Genomic DNA, 14,496 nt, shown 5'->3' with positions numbered 1-14,496 from the left:
CAAACTGCCGCAACAGCAAGGGAGTTCACGCTATGAACGCCATCACCGTCATAAGCGATGAGGTCGTGCGCAATACGGTCGTACGCATCGAACGAGGCCAGGCCGCTCCCGAGGAACTCACCGCGATCACGGCGGTCCTCCTGGCCCGTATCGTCGCGTACACCCCGCCTGCCAAGCACGGGCTTTCCAAGGCAGGTTGGCACACCCCTGATCACCAGGCGCCCAATTCCTGGCAGTCCTGATCGCCGGCCACTCAGAGCTTCTTTGTCATGAACGTACTGTTCGGGTCGGGCTCGTAGTCGGCGAACGGTTCGCAGCGGGTGAACCCGAACTTCTCGTACAGCTTCCTGGCCGGCAGGAAGAAGTCGGCCGTGCCGGTCTCCAGGCTCAACCTGGAGAAACCCATGCGCGTGGCCTCGGCGATGATGTGCTCCATCAGCAGGGATGCGACCCCGCTCCGCTTGCGTATCGGCGCGGTGCGCATCGACTTCAGCTCCGCGTGACTCCCGTCGAGCCGCTTGATGGCACCGCAGCCCACGAGAGTGCCGCCGTCCTTCACCGACCAGAAGGTGATCTCCGGCTTGCGGAGGGCATCAAGGTCGAGAGCGTGCTTGCTCTCCGGCGGCGTGATGGACTGCATCTGCCGGACGTGCTCGTCGAGGAAGTCGGCGATCTCGGGGCCGGAGAGGTCGTCCACCGCGATCTTCACGTTGCTCGTCCTCCTTCAGGCCACGAGTCTCGGGGCCACGTGGGTTGGGCCCGGTGTTCCGGACGTTGGACGAGTCTGCCAGGCCTTGTCCCGCGATCCACTCCGGGCCCTGGACAGCGTCAAAGCTGCGCCCGGCCTGCTCGCCTGATGCGATGCTCATCCTCGTGTCGTCGCTGCGCACCATGAGGTGAGAGGGCGGAAGGCCGTGGATGTGTATGAAGCCGTCGACAGCCGCAGGGCCGTACGGGCGTTCAGCGATACGCCGGTATCCAAAGAGGTGCTCGAACGAGTACTGGCTGCGGCGACGCGGACCCCGTCTAGTGGGAACCTCCAGCCGTGGCACGTGTACGTCGTGACCGGCGAGCCGTTGGCCGAACTGAAGAGCCGCGCGACGGCGAGGGCCCTGGCGGGAGACCCGGGTGACGAGCGCGAGTACCCGATGTACCCGGCCGAACTCAACTCGCCGTATCTGGACCGGTTTTCCGCCGCAGCCGCCCAGCGCTACCAAGCACTGGGAATCGAGCGCGACGACCCCGACCGGCCCAGGAAAATCGCCGCCTTGAACTCGGAGGCGTTCGGGGCGCCGGTCGTCGTGTTCTGCTACCTCGACCAAGCGATGGGGCCCGGGCAGTGGGGGGACGCGGGGATGTACCTGCAGACGGTCATGCTGTTACTGAGGACGGAAGGGCTGCACAGCTGCCCTCAAGTGATGTGGACCATGTATCGCAAGACCGTCAGTCACATAGTCGGAGCCGACGACAGGCTCGCGCTGTTCTGCGGTGTCGCGGTGGGCTTCGAGAAGGAAGGCGTGCCTCGGCTGCGCACCGGGCGGGCGGACATGGCAGAAACAGTGACCTTCATCGGAGCGTGAATCGAAGTGCGAACCGGAGCGCGGGCCACTGACCGATGATGGTCGTCAGTTCATGTCGCGGAGCGTCCACGCTGAAGCGCCGTTACCTCACGCCGTCGGCCTGTCCGGTCCTTTGGCCGCGCGACGCGTCACCTTGCGATACGGGCTTCGATGCCGTCGAGCAGGAAGTCGAGGCCGATCTGGAAGGTCTGGTCGGCGTCCAGGTGGGCGGCATCGCGCACCACCGTGGCCAGCGCGGGGAATCGGCCGGTGGCGAAGGTGCGTACCAGGTAGGGCCCGAGTGTGGCCTGCCACCGCTTCTCGTCCATCCCGGTGGCCCGCTCGGCACGCCGCTCGGCGGTCTCGTGACGCACGGCGCCGATCACGTACGCATTGACGGCGGAGACCACCGGCATGACGGCGTCCACGTCGACGTCGCCCAGTGCGGCCATCACTGCCTCTCCGGTTGCCAGCGCGTGCGGCCCGAGCTGGGGTCGGCCACCCAGTAGATCGGCGAGCCATTCGTGCTCGTGAACGGCGTGCCGAGTGGTTTCGGCAAGCGACCGGAGCACCTCTCGCCAGCCGTCTCCGACCGGCCGGATCTCGGCGTGGACGGCGTCGACCATCAGGTCGAGCAACTCCTCCTTGCTGGCGATGTAGCCGTACAGCCGCATCGGACGGACTTCCAGCACGGTGGCGACCTTGCGCAGCGACACCGCGTCCAGGCCGTCCGCATCGGCCAGTTGAATTGCCGCCCGCACGATCCGTTCCCGGCTCAACGGAGCCGGCACAGGTCGATTCGGTGGCTCCGGCCTCTCCCACACCAACATGCCGCTGACAATACACCGCATCGAGCGATACAGTGTATCGACCAGTGCGGCGTATCGAGTCGTATCGAGTCGGAGGACGGCAACCATGACCATCGCCATTGTCGGAGCCGGTCTGGGCGGCTTGACCCTTGCCCGGGTGCTGCACGTGAACGGCATCGACGCCGTCGTGTATGAACGTGAATCGTCACGCGATGCGCGCGGTCAGGGCGGCATGCTCGACATCCACTCCGGCCAGCGGGCACTGCGCGAAGCCGGCCTGATCGACCAATTCCACGCGATTGCCCGGGGTGAGGGACAGGACATGCGCCTTCTCCAGCCGGATGGCACCCTGCTGCTCCAGGAGGACACACCCGACGGCGCCCCGCTCGATCGACCCGAGGTCGACCGCGCCGATCTACGCAACCTGCTGCTGGATTCCCTCCCCGAAAACGTGGTGCGCTGGGGGCACGCGTTCACATCCGCCGACAACGGCCGGCTGCACTTCGCCGACGGCAGCAATGCGACGTATGCCCTGCTGGTCGGTGCGGACGGCGCGCAGTCCCGGGTCCGCGCGCTGCTCACCGACGCCCGCCCGGCGCATATCGGCCAGAACGTCGTCGAGGTGGGCATCCCCGATATCGACCGCACACACCCCGACCTGGCGGCGATGGTCGGGCGCGGCAACTACTGGGTGCTCGGCAACGGAATATCCCTGGGAGCGCAGCGCAACGGCGACGGCCGCGTTCGCATCGGCCTCAGCTTCTACAACACCGCCGAGAACTGGTTCGCCACCAGTGGGATCCCGTTCGACGACCCGGCCGCCGCCCGGGCACGGCTGATCGAACTGCTCCCCGGCTGGGACTCACGGTTCACCGCGCTGATCGCGGCCTGCGACGACACGGTCGTGCCGCGGTCGATCACCACGCTCCCGGCCGGCCTGACCTGGCCGTCGACGCCGGACATCACGCTGCTCGGCGACGCCGCGCACCTGATGCCGCCGGTGGGCCAGGGCGCCAACATGGCGCTGCTCGACGGCGCCCTGCTCGGTCTCGCGCTGGCCGCGCACCCGGACGACTTCCCCGCCGCCGTCAAGGAATACGAACGCGAGATGTTCGAACGCACCAGTGCCGCCGCCCGGATGTCCGCGGACATGCAGGAATTGCTGACGTCTCCGGACGCCGCCCAGAAGATGCTGGCATTCTTCCAACCGGGTTGAGGCAACCACATACGACACGCAGTTGGCGGATGGGGTGGTCCTCGGAGTCGATTCCGGCGACTCCGGCGCGGTGGTGGTTGGGGCGCGTACGAGATCGTGTGCTCCCTCACACCTCAATCCGCCAGCAGGAGGGCCTGCGCCGGCCCAACTCGCGCCGGGGCACGGCCCGTACGGACCGCTTCCAGCCAGCCCCCTCCCTCGTGCTCGACGCGCACGGCGGCGGACCAGATCATCAGAGACGCCGGGAGAGGCGAATCGAACCAGGCCAGAAGGCCCGGCAGGCGGCACCGGGGCGGCACCTTGGCAGCTACACCACCGCGGCGCTGGCCAGGACCGCGTCGACCTCACGGCTGGCGGCCGGTTCGGGCGACTCGGTGACCCCGAGGAGGAAGGCCGACTGGTCGCTGCTCTTCGCGACGACGGTCAGACGCATCCGGCCTGCCCTCCCGCTGTCGTCGCGCGTGCTCAGCACCACCGTGTACGCGGAACGCCCACTCACCTTCGTAGCCCGGGACTCCTCCACCGTCGACTTGCCGTCCGGGTAGAAGAACTCCGCGTTGGAACGCGCCGCTGTCTCCGTCCGCTGCCGCAGCGTGGACTCGTCGACGGGCCCGCCCCGTCCGGCGAGCACCACGGCTCCCCCGTGGCCGTCGGGCCCCTTCGTAGTGATCGAGGAAGTGAAGGCCTGGATCAGGCTCTTGCCGTCATTGCTCTTCCAGCCCTCCGGCACGGCATACGAGAGGCCGGCCGCGGTGTCCGTCACGCGCGGTCGCCCGGCCAGCGGGGAACTGTCGTCGTCCCGGGTCAGCCACCACACCGCCGCCCCGGCGAGAAGCACCAGAACCAGCGCGCCAATGGCGGCGACGGTCCAGGCGGGCCGAGTTCGCCGCTGCCCATATGGCAGCGGAGGCGTCGGCGGCAGGGGCGGCGGGCAGACGGAAGGCGGTGTTGTCATGGCCCCAGCATCCGTCTCCCGGCCGGGCAGGGACCTGAGCCGTCGTACTCAGTTCCGTACTCAGGTACTCACTGATCTCAGATCCAGCCGTTCGATGGTGACGGGTTGGACCGTCACGAAGTCTGCGAGCCGGTGGCCGTGCCGGTCCGTGGACGGGACAGGGCTCTGCTTCGGGTCCGCACACGCCTCGGCGTGACCGCAGTATTCCCTGGAGAGCTCCGTGCCGGGGCGCGAGGGCAGTTCAGCGGCCCGGACGAACCGAGCCGAAGCGGCTGACCTGTTCGCGACTGCGGCGCATGTCGGCGTGGTTCACGTACCGTCGCGCACGGACTGGGTCGTCGCGACAATCCAGCAGCCCAAGGGCCCGCCGACCGGACGGCCCAGCCAGGGTCGGTTTCCTCAACGGAACTTTTTCGTTGTCAGGCCATGAAGAAGAAAATGCTGTTCACGGCCCCACTCATCCTCGTGCCCATGCTGGTGACCCCAGCCGCCCACGCCACTGGCGAAGGCGTCCTGACCATCAGTCCCCGGGCGGGAAACGCGTGCGTCAACCTGACGCGGGACATCAAGACCATCGAACTTCCCCATGGCTACCGAGCCAGCATCCTCCGGCAGAAGAACTGCAGGGGACACGTCCTCCTCGAGTCCACCGAACGCCGGATTACCGGTCTCCCCAGTGGGTCCGCGAGCGTCCACGTCTTCAAGGACTCCTCTGGCATCCGTTTCCCTCTAGTGGAACGCCTCGTCGGAGACTCGGTCGCAAGCCCGGCTTGAGCCCTCACTCGGAGGACGTATCGGCCGCCTCGCACCCAGGCAACGTGGCGCGCATGAGGACGGGCGACGGTTGAGTTCGGTCAACCTCGGGAAACTCTGGCCAGGACAAGGCCCGCGCCAAGCGTCTTCGGGCGCTGGTACCGGACAAGGCGGATTGCGATCCGCCCCCGGGAGGGTGGACACACCTTCGCTGCCGTCGGCACCGCAGCTACCAGCGCCGACGGGCCATCGCGCGGAACAGCCCGAAGTCCAGGCCCCGTTGTCCGGCCCCGTGTGCGCCCGAACGCCGCCTTCAGGCGCTTCCCCAGGCGGTACGAGCCGGCCGAAGAGCCGGCTGTGCAGCAGCCGATCCAGCCGCTTAGGCAATCAGACGCCGAACTCCCGAGATACCGAACGTGGCATTCGGAAGCGAGCCCGGCTTCAGGTGATTGCCATCGTCTGCTGATCACCTCTCTGATCGCCATATTGGCCACCGGCGGGCCGGGCCCTGTCGGCACTGTCGCCACTGCCCTGCCCATCTGTGCCCGGCGCGCGTTGCGCCACGACCGCGGTCACCGCGAGGCGTTCGCGGGGCGGCGGAGCGCCCCCAACGTCCCGGTCGCCACGCCCGTTGCCGGAACCAGCCGCGGATTACGGCCGGAAAGCGACGGTCCGCAGCCCGAACGTACCGCGCCATCGTGCCCGGGCACCCGGCAACTCCGTTGAACAAGCGTGACCTCTCCCAGCGACCATGGCCGCGCCCCCGTACCTTTCGCTTCCCTCTCCGAGGCCTACTGGCTCGACACGCCCCTGCCCGTACGCCCGGCCGAGGGCTGCGCGCTGTGCGAACTCCCCCCACCGCCGACTCCGAGCACCCGCCCGCGGGACCAGGCAGCGTGCGGTCAGGCCAGGCTGGCCCCGGATCAGGCGGGAAGCCGTCGCGGCTGAACCGGGCGCGTTGCCAGGAACAGAGCCACCAACCACCCAAGGAAGGTCGCTCCCAGGACGATGTTGATGGCGAGCACCAGCCAACGGTTGTGCACGCCTCGGCGGAACGCGACGTACGTCGGCAGCAGGTAGAACGCGAAGGCCAGCGCAGTCAGCAGGACAACTTCCACCGGTCCTATGTTCCCGAACACCGCGAACTGCCTCCTTGGCTGCCGTTCAAAACCACCGGCCCAGCGTACCCATGCGGAGGTCACTGACGGGCGGGGGCGGCCCGGCCCTCGGCCGCACCCAGGCCACGGCGGCCGTCAGGCCGACCAGGGCTCATGTCGGCCACATTCCCGCGCACCGGCCCGGGACACGGGCTCCCGGTCGTGCCACCACCGTGGGCGCGGCGGTGCCGTGCTCGCCGATCAGCCGGCGACCACGGCCGCCGAGCGCACCGATCGCGTAGCCGGTGACACTTCGAGGCGCACCGTGCTGCCCGGCGCGACAGCCGACACCCCTGGCGGCAGCGCCCAGGCGACGGTCCGGTCCCTGTCACCCGTGTCCAGCGCGAGGAAGCGCGGCGCCTTCTCGCGCCTGCGCGGCTCCATGCGCAGCACCTCACCGGTCACGGTCTGCGGAGCACGGCGCTCCAGTACGGCGAGGGCCAGGTAGTACACGGCCAGCGCGCCGAAGCAGACGACCGCGGCCGTCTCGGCCACCAGCTGCTCCCCCATGGCCCGGTCGAGCCAGTCGTGGGAGTCGGCGAAGTTGCCGGGCATCATCGCAAGGAACGCGACAAACAGCGTCCAACGGCTGAAACGCCCCGCGATGGCGACGCCGAGCAGTGCGACGCCCACCCAGCCGGCACTCAGGACCAGCCCGGGGCGCCGCAGGGAGTGAGTCGTGTCCAGACCGCCGGTGACCGCCCAGTCCGGTTGACGCAGCACCGCGAACAGGCACAGGCCCACGGCCACCACGCCTGCGGCGCAGGCCAGTTGCAGCAGTCGGGGGGTGGCGGCACCGAAGCCGGGGCGCAGCCGGGGGTATCGGATCCGCACCGGACGCCAGGTGCCGCCGTAGGCGGACCAGACCTTGCGCTTGTCGCCCGCGTCGAAGCCGAGCAGGCGTCCGGCCCGGCTGGTGACGCCGAGGGCGGTTCCGTAGCCGAGGTAGCGGTCCCACACCGTGACAGCCGCGGGCGGCAACTGGGCGAACTCCTCGTGTGCGTGCAGCCAGGCGGCGACTCCCGCCCAGTGCCCCGCCCGTTCGAGCCCGCGCGGGGTCGCCCGCTCACCGAGTACCCGGGCCAGCAGCCACATCAGGGCGACCGCCGGTGCGGCACCGATCAAGAGGGCGCCACGGATGCCGTGTCCCCCGGAGACGACGGCCACCGAGAACAGCACACCGGGGGCGAAGGCGGTCCCGTACAACGCGGTGGCGAGCGGTGGTGCGAACCGGGCGCGGGACAGACCGCGCAGCCGCGCCTCCGCGACGATCTCCTGGCGCAGTTCGCTGTTCCAGGATTTCGCGCGCTCCTCGGCGCGGAAGGCGATGGCCCCGATCGGGGCGCCCGCGTCCCCGGCGCGTTCCACCACACGGTCGAGGACGCGCCGCTCGTACGGCATGAGAGGTCCGGCGTCCTTGCCGGTGACGTGCACGGTGCTGTGTGCCGGGTCGTCGTCGGGCTGGCGCACCTCGATGAGGCCGCGGGCCGCGAGGTCCAGGAGAGTGGCCGCGGCGGCACGGTCGACGGACCGCCACCGGTTCGCCAGTAGCGTGACGACAGCCGGGGACTCCGGGTCCGGCCCGAACTCCTGCGTGGCGGGCCCGGTTTCCACCATGCCGTTGCGGGTGGCCGCCAGGGCCAGCCCGAACATCGCGAGCCACACGCCGATCAGGACGGCGCCGCCCCAGTACATCTCCGCTTCGAACGTCACGCGAATCTCACCTGCACCGCGTCCTGCGGAGCCGCGCCTGCCTCGAAGTAGTCCCTGCGCGCGTGCGCGCCGCCCAGACCGGCCAGGATGTTGCCCGGGAAACTCTCCAGAGCGCTGTGATAGCTCTGTACGGCACTGTTGTAGAACTGCCGCGCGTAGGCGATCTTGTCCTCGGCGGTGGTCAGTTCATCCTGCAGCGTGGCGAAGTGCCGGTCTGCCTTCAGCTGCGGATAGCTCTCGCCCAGCGCGATCAGCCTGCCCAGGGACGCGGTCAGCGCGTCCTCCGCGGCCGCCTTGTCCATGACCCCGAGGCCGCTGTCGACGGCCGCCCCGCGTGCGGTGACGACTGCTTCGAGCGTGGCCCGCTCGTGCGCGGCATAGCCCCGTGCACCTTCTACCAGGTTCGGGATCAGGTCGTGCCGCCGCTTCAACTGGACGTCGATCTGCGCCCAGGACGCCTGCGTCTGGTTGCGCAACCGGACCAGCCTGTTGTAGGTACGCACCAGCCACCAGGCCAGTACGGCGATCAGCACGGCGATGACTGCGCCCACGATGACACCCACGGTGTCGCCCCCCCAAAAAAGAAAGAATCCATGAATCGACCCCCCGGCCGAACTTGGAGATCTTAAGCCCCTGCGAGCACTGCGCCGCACGGGAAGCGCTGAAGCCGCCTGGGCAGGAGATGGCGCCGGCGTGCTCCTCCCCCTCGGAAGAGGCGGAGGAGCACGCGCGCCTGGGCTCGACCCAGGGCAGCCGCCGAACGCAGCGGCTGGGGTCCGCTCAGAATTGCAGCGGGTCGAGGCGCGTCTTGTTGTCCTCGCTCAGGGACAGCCGGCTTTGGATGGTCGGCGCGAAATCCCCGTCGGAGAAGGTCAGGTCGAGTTCGTATCCGAACTTCCAGGTGTCGTCACCGTGGGGCTGGATGTTCAGCCGCAGGTGACCTGCCTGCAATGCGTCCCAGGTGAAACCCGACCGCACCTTCAAGGTGACCGGGCGGGTGGTGCCGTCGCCGAACTGCCCGAAGAATCCGGTCGCCGAGGCGGCCACCTTGTTGTTGCGGTCCAGGACCTGAATGGACAGCAGTGTGTCGCTGTCCTTGTTGTCGTCCAGCGTGAAGAACGTGATCGACGCATTCGTCAGCGTCGCCCCCGGGGCTGCCAGACGCCCATGGACCGAAGAAACGTCGTGCGCCGAAGCGGCCGGCGAAGACCCACCAACAGCGTGGGCCGCCCCGGCCGACCCGAACACGACGGCGAGAACGACGGCGGCCGAGGCCGCGGCCCTCCCCGAGAAATTGCTTGTCCTCATTGCACTCCCCTTTGCAAGCGGCGCGAGACATCTTGGTCGGGTGAGAACCCGGTCTCGATGGAACCCAGTGTGTTGAGCCGTCACGCACTGCGGATCCGTAGAGCTGCCAGAGAAAAATGGGCGGCCGTTGAGCAGCGGAAAGGGGCCGTGGCCGCCTTCCGGCGGCCACGGCCCCTGCCATGATCGGGCGTCAGGTCGGTAGTTCTGCGGATCCGCCGAGCTGCCGGATCAGCGCCCGGCGTGACGAGACGCCCAGTTTTCGATAGACGTTTCCCAGGTGGTAGTCCACCGTGCGTACGGACAGCAGCACTTCGGCCGCGATCTCCCTGCTGGTCCGCCCCTGCGCCGCCGCCCACGCGATCCGCCACTCCTGCGGCGTGAGCGCGCCCAGATCCGGCCGGTCGGCACTCGGTACGGTGCGCAGGCCGAGCACTGTCAGTTCGTGGCGGGTCTGCTCGGCCCACGGCTTGGCCTCGGCCGACTCGAAAACCTCCAGCGCCGCCGCGAGCGGCTGGTAGGCATCCTGGCGACGTCTGGAGCGGCGCAGCCACTGGCCTTGGCAGAGCAGGGTTCTGGCCCGCTCCAGCGGTTCGTCGACGTCCCGGTGCGCCTTGAGTGCCGCGGTGAACAGCGGCCCCGCACCCCCGCCACGTGCCAGCAGCGCGCGGCATCGCAGTGCGGCGGCCCGTCGGCCACGTCGGCCCGTCGCGGCGACGGCTGCGTCAAGGCGGTCCAGAACGCGCCGCGCCTCGTCGGGCCGACCGGCCCGCACCAGCGCTTCGGCCAGGTTCGGCGGTCACGGGAACGACGGCCGGCTCGACGACGGCGCGCAGCACCGTGTCCGCGCGGCGCAGTTCGACGACGGCGTCATCGATCCTGCCCCCGGCCAGCGCCGCAAGGCCCACCGCGTACCGGACCCGCGCCTCGGTCTCGAGGTCGTCCGGGCACAGGCGCATCGCCTCCTCGGCATGCGCCGAGCAGTCGTCCGCACGGCCGAGAACGGCGGTGACCATGGCGAGCGTCGCGCGGGAGGCCGCGATCGTGGTCGGCTGCGCCATCGCGTCGGCGAGACCGGCGCATTCCAGAGCGTCGGAGTAAGCCATGAGCGGCCGGCCGACGCGGATCTCCAACTGGGCCCGACGCCGCAGGCCGTAGCCGAGCAGCGCGATGTCGCCGACGGCTCGGGCGGCGGCGACATCGTGATCGATCATGCGGCGCGCCAAGTCGTAGTCCTCGACGTACATGAGCACCTCGGCCAGTTCGGCACACGCCCCGTTCGACACGTGCCGCTCGCAGACCGCGACACACGCCTTGGCCAGCTCGGCGCCGGCCGCCTGCCCGGCGAGCACCTGCGCCAGCGCCAGGCGCACGGCCCCCTTGGGGAAAGAGGGGTTGGGGCGACCGTCCGGGGCGGTCAGCGCCATCACCTTTGTGCAGACGTCCAGCGTCGCGGTGACATCCCACCTGGCCAGCGGTGCGTTCATGGCCAGGCTCAGCACGCGGCCGGCCGCCAGCCGGTCCTCAGGTCCGGCGCCTGCCGCCTCCGCGACCAGCATGTCGAAGATGTCGCCGGTCCGCCCGCGCAGCACGGCGTGGTAGGCGCGGTCGCCCAACACCTCGACGCGCGCGCCGACATTGTCCCCGGCCAGCGCCTCCGCCTGGTCGAGCAGCGCCTCCGAGTGGTCCAGCGCGCCGGCGGCCGACCAGATCGTCGCGGCGGCGCAGATCCGCCTGGCCCGCAGCACCGGCTCCCCCGTAAGCTCCGCGGCACGTTCGAGGGCAGCGGCCTGCGCGACGATCCCGCCGTGCCGCCGGGCGCGGTCGGCGGTGGCCACCAACGCGGCCGCGACCTGTTCGTCCGGGCCGACCGACGCACAGGCGAGATGCCACGCCCTGCGGTCCGCCTCCTTCGGTGAGGTGCACGCCTTGGCCAGCGCGGCGTGCGCCTGCCACCGTTCACCCGGCCCGGCCTGCGAGTAGACGGCCGACCTGATCAACGGATGCCGGAACGTCACCGTACGCCCGGTGATCTGCACCAGACCGCTGACGGTGCCCTCGTCCAGGGCCGCGAGATGAATGCCGAGCGCACCGAGGGCCCGCGCCACCACCTCAAGCTCCGCGCTCCCCGCGGCGGCACACACCAGCAGCGCCTGCCGCTGCCGGGCGGACATCGACACCAGCGACGCCGCGAAGGCGCGTTGCAGCAGCTTCGTCGTCGGCAGCGGTTCGACCAGTTCGCTGAGGCCGGCCGCGGACTCCAGCGACAGCACCCTGGGCAGTTCGAGGAGCGCGAGCGGGTTGCCCATGGTCAGCGCGGCCAGTCGCGCGCCGACCAGCGCGGGCACGCTTGCGTTGCGGGCCAGGAGTTGCAGGCTGGCGTGCTCGTTCAGACCCTCCAGGCGCAGTGTCTCGATGCCGGGCGCGTTGAACTCGGGGACGTCCCGGGTCGCGAACACGATCAATGCCGGGTCGGCGAGCAGCCTGCGCGCCGTGAACAACAGAGCGGCCGCCGACACGTCGTCGATCCAGTGCGCGTCATCGATCAGGCACAACAGCGGCCGGCGCGCGGCAGCCGCGGTGAGCAATGCGAGCGTCGCCGCGTAGACCGCATGCCGACCGCCCGCCGCCACCGGTGGCTCCGCAGTGTCGTCAGCCTTCTGCGGCACGAGGGTCGTCAGCACGTCGGCGTATCGGGCCGGTAATTCCCGCAGCACCTCAAACAGCGGCCCGACCAGCTCGCTCAGCGACGCGAGGGCCAGCTCCGACTCGAATTCGACACCGGTCGCCCGCACGACAGTGCACCCGTCCGCGTTCTCTGCGAGATGATCGAGCAACGCCGTCTTGCCGATGCCCGGTTCACCGCGCAACACGACGCTGCGCCCGTGTCCCGCGCGCGCCTCGTCCAGCAGTACGGCCAACCGCGCGCATTCCGTCTCTCGCCCGACGATTCGCATGTCCCCCCAGACAGTTGCCCCGCAGTGACACATGCTACGGACGGACGGGCGGAGGGACACCCATGATGCCGCGGCAACGCCTTGACCTCAGCGCGGATGGGTGTCAGTCGGCGCTCGCCCGCCCCAGAAAGAGACTCGTCTTCACCTTCACTCGTACGCTTCCGCCCTGTTCGGCCACTGTGTGCGCCATGTCAGCGAGGACGCGCTCCCGGGTGCGGGACGGAAGTACCCGGTAGCCCGAGTAGGAGGCGAGCAGGCCGATCAGAGCGGAAGGGGAACGGTCGTGTACGGATTCGTACAGTCGGTGGTCCGGATCCACGAACCCGGCCGCCACCATGTCACGCCACTGGCGGGCGTCGGCCCCGTGGCGTGCGGGGCCGGGGCGGGGATCCAGGATGGTGTACTCGGGAACATCGATGCCGTGTCGGGCGTGGGCGGCGGTCAGCTCGGCTCTCAGTTCGTCGGACTCCAGAGACCAGTGGTTCCAGAAGAGCGCTATCGCTCCGCCCGGCGACAGCGCGGCCTTCGCCCTGGCCCAGCGCACGGCCGGGTCCACCCAGTGCCATGCCTGGGCGCAGTACAGCAGCCCGTAGCGCCGCGCGGGCCGCCAGGTCTCGAACCCGGCGATCTCGACCGTCACCTGGGGCAGCCCGCCGCAGCGGTGCCGCAGCACCCGCGCCATCCGGGTGTCGGGCTCGACACACGTCACCGGTACGCCGGACTGCGCGAAAGCCCGCGTCGCCTTGCCTGTGCCGGCCCCCACCTCCACGGCAGGGTCACCGTCGTCAAGGTCGGCGAACTCCAGGACATCATCGACCAGTTGAGCGGGGTATCCGGGCCGGAACGCGTCGTACTCCTCGGCATCGTCGCCGAAGGTGTGGCGACGCGACCGCGCCGACGTCGAAGCGTTGTGCGGAGTCCCGTTCGTCATGGACGCACGCTACGCGCCGAGCTCCGTGGGCGACAGAACGCCTTCCATGAGCCGCCGGTGCCGCCCCGGCCGCGCTCACCTCTCTGGCGACGGTAAACGCGCGTGAGGGCTTTGCGCCTGTGGCAGACGAGACTCAGGCTGCCGTGAATCGGCCGGGTTCGTGTGACCCGCGCTGATTCGGGCCCTACCCGGCAAGGGCGGCGGCATACAAAGGCAGCCAGCCTCGTGCGACCGTGGTCGCACGAGGCAGCCCGGGGGCTTCAGTTGAGTGATGTCTCAGCGGAAGGCGGCGATGTTGCGGGCGACCCAGTCGTTGAAGGGGCGCGGGGCCCGGCCGAGGACTTGTGCCACGTGCGGGCTGATCCGCAGTTCGGCGGGGTTAGGGGCAGCGATGATGTCCAGGGTGTCGTCGGCGAGCTCCGCCGGAACGAACTGGGTCATCATGGCCTTGGCCTCGTCGCGGGTGAGTTCGTGGAACCGCACCGGCGAGCCGAGCGCGGTGGCGATGGCCTCCGTCTGCTGACGCGGCGTGATCACCTCCGGCCCGGTCAGCTCGTACACCCCGCCGCCGTGCCGGTCGTCCAGCAGGCAGGCCGCCGCCACCTCGGCGATGTCCGCCGGGTCGACGACCGGCACCCCGACGTCGCCGAAAGGCGCGGCGACCGTCCCTCGCGTACGGACGGACTCCGCCCAGGCCAGGGCGTTGGAGGCGAAGCCGCCCGGTCGCAGGACGGCCCAGGCCAGGCCTGATTCCCGCAACGCGTCCTCCACCGCGCGCATCGCGACCCGCGACGGGCCGAGCGGCCTGGTCGCCACGCCCTGCGAAGACAGCAGGACGACCCGGCGGACCCCGCTGGCCGCGGCCAGGGCGATGATGTCGGCCGGCCCGGCTCCGGGGGCGTGCAGGTCGCCGGACAGCAGCAGGAACAGCGCCTTCGCCCCGTCCAGCGCGGGCGTGAGGCTCGTCGGCTCAGCCAGATCGGCGGCCACATGCCGGACTCCCTCCGGCACTGCCACCGCGTGCCGCGAGACCGCCGTCACCTGCTCGCCCGCCTCGGCCAGCGCCTTCGTCAAAGGCCGGCCCACGTTCCCGGTAGCCCCGGTCACCACGATCATCTTCAGCTCCTAGTCCGTTGTGCAC

General features: G+C 69.9%; 15 protein-coding genes. 4 read left to right on the top strand and 11 right to left on the bottom strand.

Annotated features, from left to right (window positions below):
- Nucleotides 1-32: 32 nt before the first annotated feature.
- Nucleotides 33-242, top strand: coding sequence for an acyl-CoA carboxylase subunit epsilon (locus ACSHXC_RS38845; RefSeq protein ID WP_438297074.1), 210 nt, complete (start codon nucleotides 33-35; stop codon nucleotides 240-242).
- An 11-nt stretch (nucleotides 243-253) separates the two neighbouring features.
- On the opposite strand, the gene ACSHXC_RS38840 is transcribed toward ACSHXC_RS38845, so the two are convergent.
- Nucleotides 254-709 carry a GNAT family N-acetyltransferase gene (locus ACSHXC_RS38840; protein WP_438296032.1) on the bottom strand — a complete coding sequence of 152 codons (456 nt, stop codon included), beginning with the start codon at nucleotides 707-709 and terminating at the stop codon, nucleotides 254-256.
- Between the two features lie 205 nt (nucleotides 710-914).
- On the opposite strand from ACSHXC_RS38840, the gene ACSHXC_RS38835 reads away from it, so the two are divergent.
- The gene (locus tag ACSHXC_RS38835) at nucleotides 915-1,580 is read left to right on the top strand and encodes a nitroreductase (RefSeq protein ID WP_438296031.1); all 666 of its coding nucleotides are present in this window, start codon (nucleotides 915-917) and stop codon (nucleotides 1,578-1,580) included.
- 128 nt (nucleotides 1,581-1,708) lie between these two features.
- Here ACSHXC_RS38835 and ACSHXC_RS38830 read toward each other — a convergent pair whose 3' ends face one another.
- Nucleotides 1,709-2,389, bottom strand: a complete 681-nt coding sequence (locus ACSHXC_RS38830) for a TetR/AcrR family transcriptional regulator (protein ID WP_438297073.1) — start codon at nucleotides 2,387-2,389, stop codon at nucleotides 1,709-1,711.
- Nucleotides 2,390-2,474: 85 nt separating this feature from the next.
- Here ACSHXC_RS38830 and ACSHXC_RS38825 point away from each other — a divergent pair, with 85 nt between their 5' ends.
- On the top strand, nucleotides 2,475-3,584 hold the full coding sequence (locus tag ACSHXC_RS38825) for an FAD-dependent oxidoreductase (protein ID WP_438296030.1): 1,110 nt from the start codon (nucleotides 2,475-2,477) through the stop codon (nucleotides 3,582-3,584).
- A 307-nt stretch (nucleotides 3,585-3,891) separates the two neighbouring features.
- On the opposite strand, the gene ACSHXC_RS38820 is transcribed toward ACSHXC_RS38825, so the two are convergent.
- On the bottom strand, nucleotides 3,892-4,539 hold the full coding sequence (locus ACSHXC_RS38820) for a hypothetical protein (RefSeq protein WP_438296029.1): 648 nt from the start codon (nucleotides 4,537-4,539) through the stop codon (nucleotides 3,892-3,894).
- 426 nt (nucleotides 4,540-4,965) lie between these two features.
- On the opposite strand from ACSHXC_RS38820, the gene ACSHXC_RS38815 reads away from it, so the two are divergent.
- Nucleotides 4,966-5,313 carry a hypothetical protein gene (locus ACSHXC_RS38815; protein ID WP_438296028.1) on the top strand — a complete coding sequence of 116 codons (348 nt, stop codon included), beginning with the start codon at nucleotides 4,966-4,968 and terminating at the stop codon, nucleotides 5,311-5,313.
- A 902-nt stretch (nucleotides 5,314-6,215) separates the two neighbouring features.
- Here ACSHXC_RS38815 and ACSHXC_RS38810 read toward each other — a convergent pair.
- From ACSHXC_RS38810 to ACSHXC_RS38775, 8 genes are all read right to left on the bottom strand, one after another.
- Nucleotides 6,216-6,410: a superinfection immunity protein gene (locus ACSHXC_RS38810; RefSeq protein WP_438296027.1), complete on the bottom strand. Its 195-nt coding sequence runs from the start codon at nucleotides 6,408-6,410 to the stop codon at nucleotides 6,216-6,218.
- 240 nt (nucleotides 6,411-6,650) lie between these two features.
- Nucleotides 6,651-8,162 (bottom strand): DUF2207 family protein, encoded by a 1,512-nt coding sequence (locus ACSHXC_RS38805; RefSeq protein ID WP_438296026.1) that lies wholly within the window; start codon nucleotides 8,160-8,162, stop codon nucleotides 6,651-6,653.
- A complete protein-coding gene (locus tag ACSHXC_RS38800; RefSeq protein WP_438296025.1) occupies nucleotides 8,159-8,725 on the bottom strand; it encodes a LemA family protein in 567 nt (188 codons plus the stop codon). The genes ACSHXC_RS38805 and ACSHXC_RS38800 overlap by 4 nt, the downstream gene beginning before the upstream one ends.
- Nucleotides 8,726-8,942: 217 nt before the next feature.
- Nucleotides 8,943-9,470 (bottom strand): hypothetical protein, encoded by a 528-nt coding sequence (locus tag ACSHXC_RS38795; protein WP_438296024.1) that lies wholly within the window; start codon nucleotides 9,468-9,470, stop codon nucleotides 8,943-8,945.
- 190 nt (nucleotides 9,471-9,660) lie between these two features.
- Nucleotides 9,661-10,242 carry a response regulator transcription factor gene (locus tag ACSHXC_RS38790; protein ID WP_438296023.1) on the bottom strand — a complete coding sequence of 194 codons (582 nt, stop codon included), beginning with the start codon at nucleotides 10,240-10,242 and terminating at the stop codon, nucleotides 9,661-9,663.
- Nucleotides 10,193-12,424, bottom strand: coding sequence for an AAA family ATPase (locus tag ACSHXC_RS38785; RefSeq protein ID WP_438296022.1), 2,232 nt, complete (start codon nucleotides 12,422-12,424; stop codon nucleotides 10,193-10,195). The genes ACSHXC_RS38790 and ACSHXC_RS38785 overlap by 50 nt, the downstream gene beginning before the upstream one ends.
- Before the next feature lie 103 nt (nucleotides 12,425-12,527).
- The gene (locus tag ACSHXC_RS38780; RefSeq protein ID WP_438296021.1) at nucleotides 12,528-13,355 is read right to left on the bottom strand and encodes a class I SAM-dependent methyltransferase; all 828 of its coding nucleotides are present in this window, start codon (nucleotides 13,353-13,355) and stop codon (nucleotides 12,528-12,530) included.
- Nucleotides 13,356-13,631: 276 nt separating this feature from the next.
- The gene (locus ACSHXC_RS38775; protein WP_438296020.1) at nucleotides 13,632-14,471 is read right to left on the bottom strand and encodes an SDR family oxidoreductase; all 840 of its coding nucleotides are present in this window, start codon (nucleotides 14,469-14,471) and stop codon (nucleotides 13,632-13,634) included.
- Nucleotides 14,472-14,496: the final 25 nt, after the last annotated feature.

This window comes from Streptomyces sp. HUAS TT7 (assembly GCF_051550175.1).
Taxonomy (GTDB): domain Bacteria; phylum Actinomycetota; class Actinomycetes; order Streptomycetales; family Streptomycetaceae; genus Streptomyces.
Note: the sequence above shows the minus strand (reverse complement) of the source record. Positions and strands in the feature narration are given on the sequence as shown.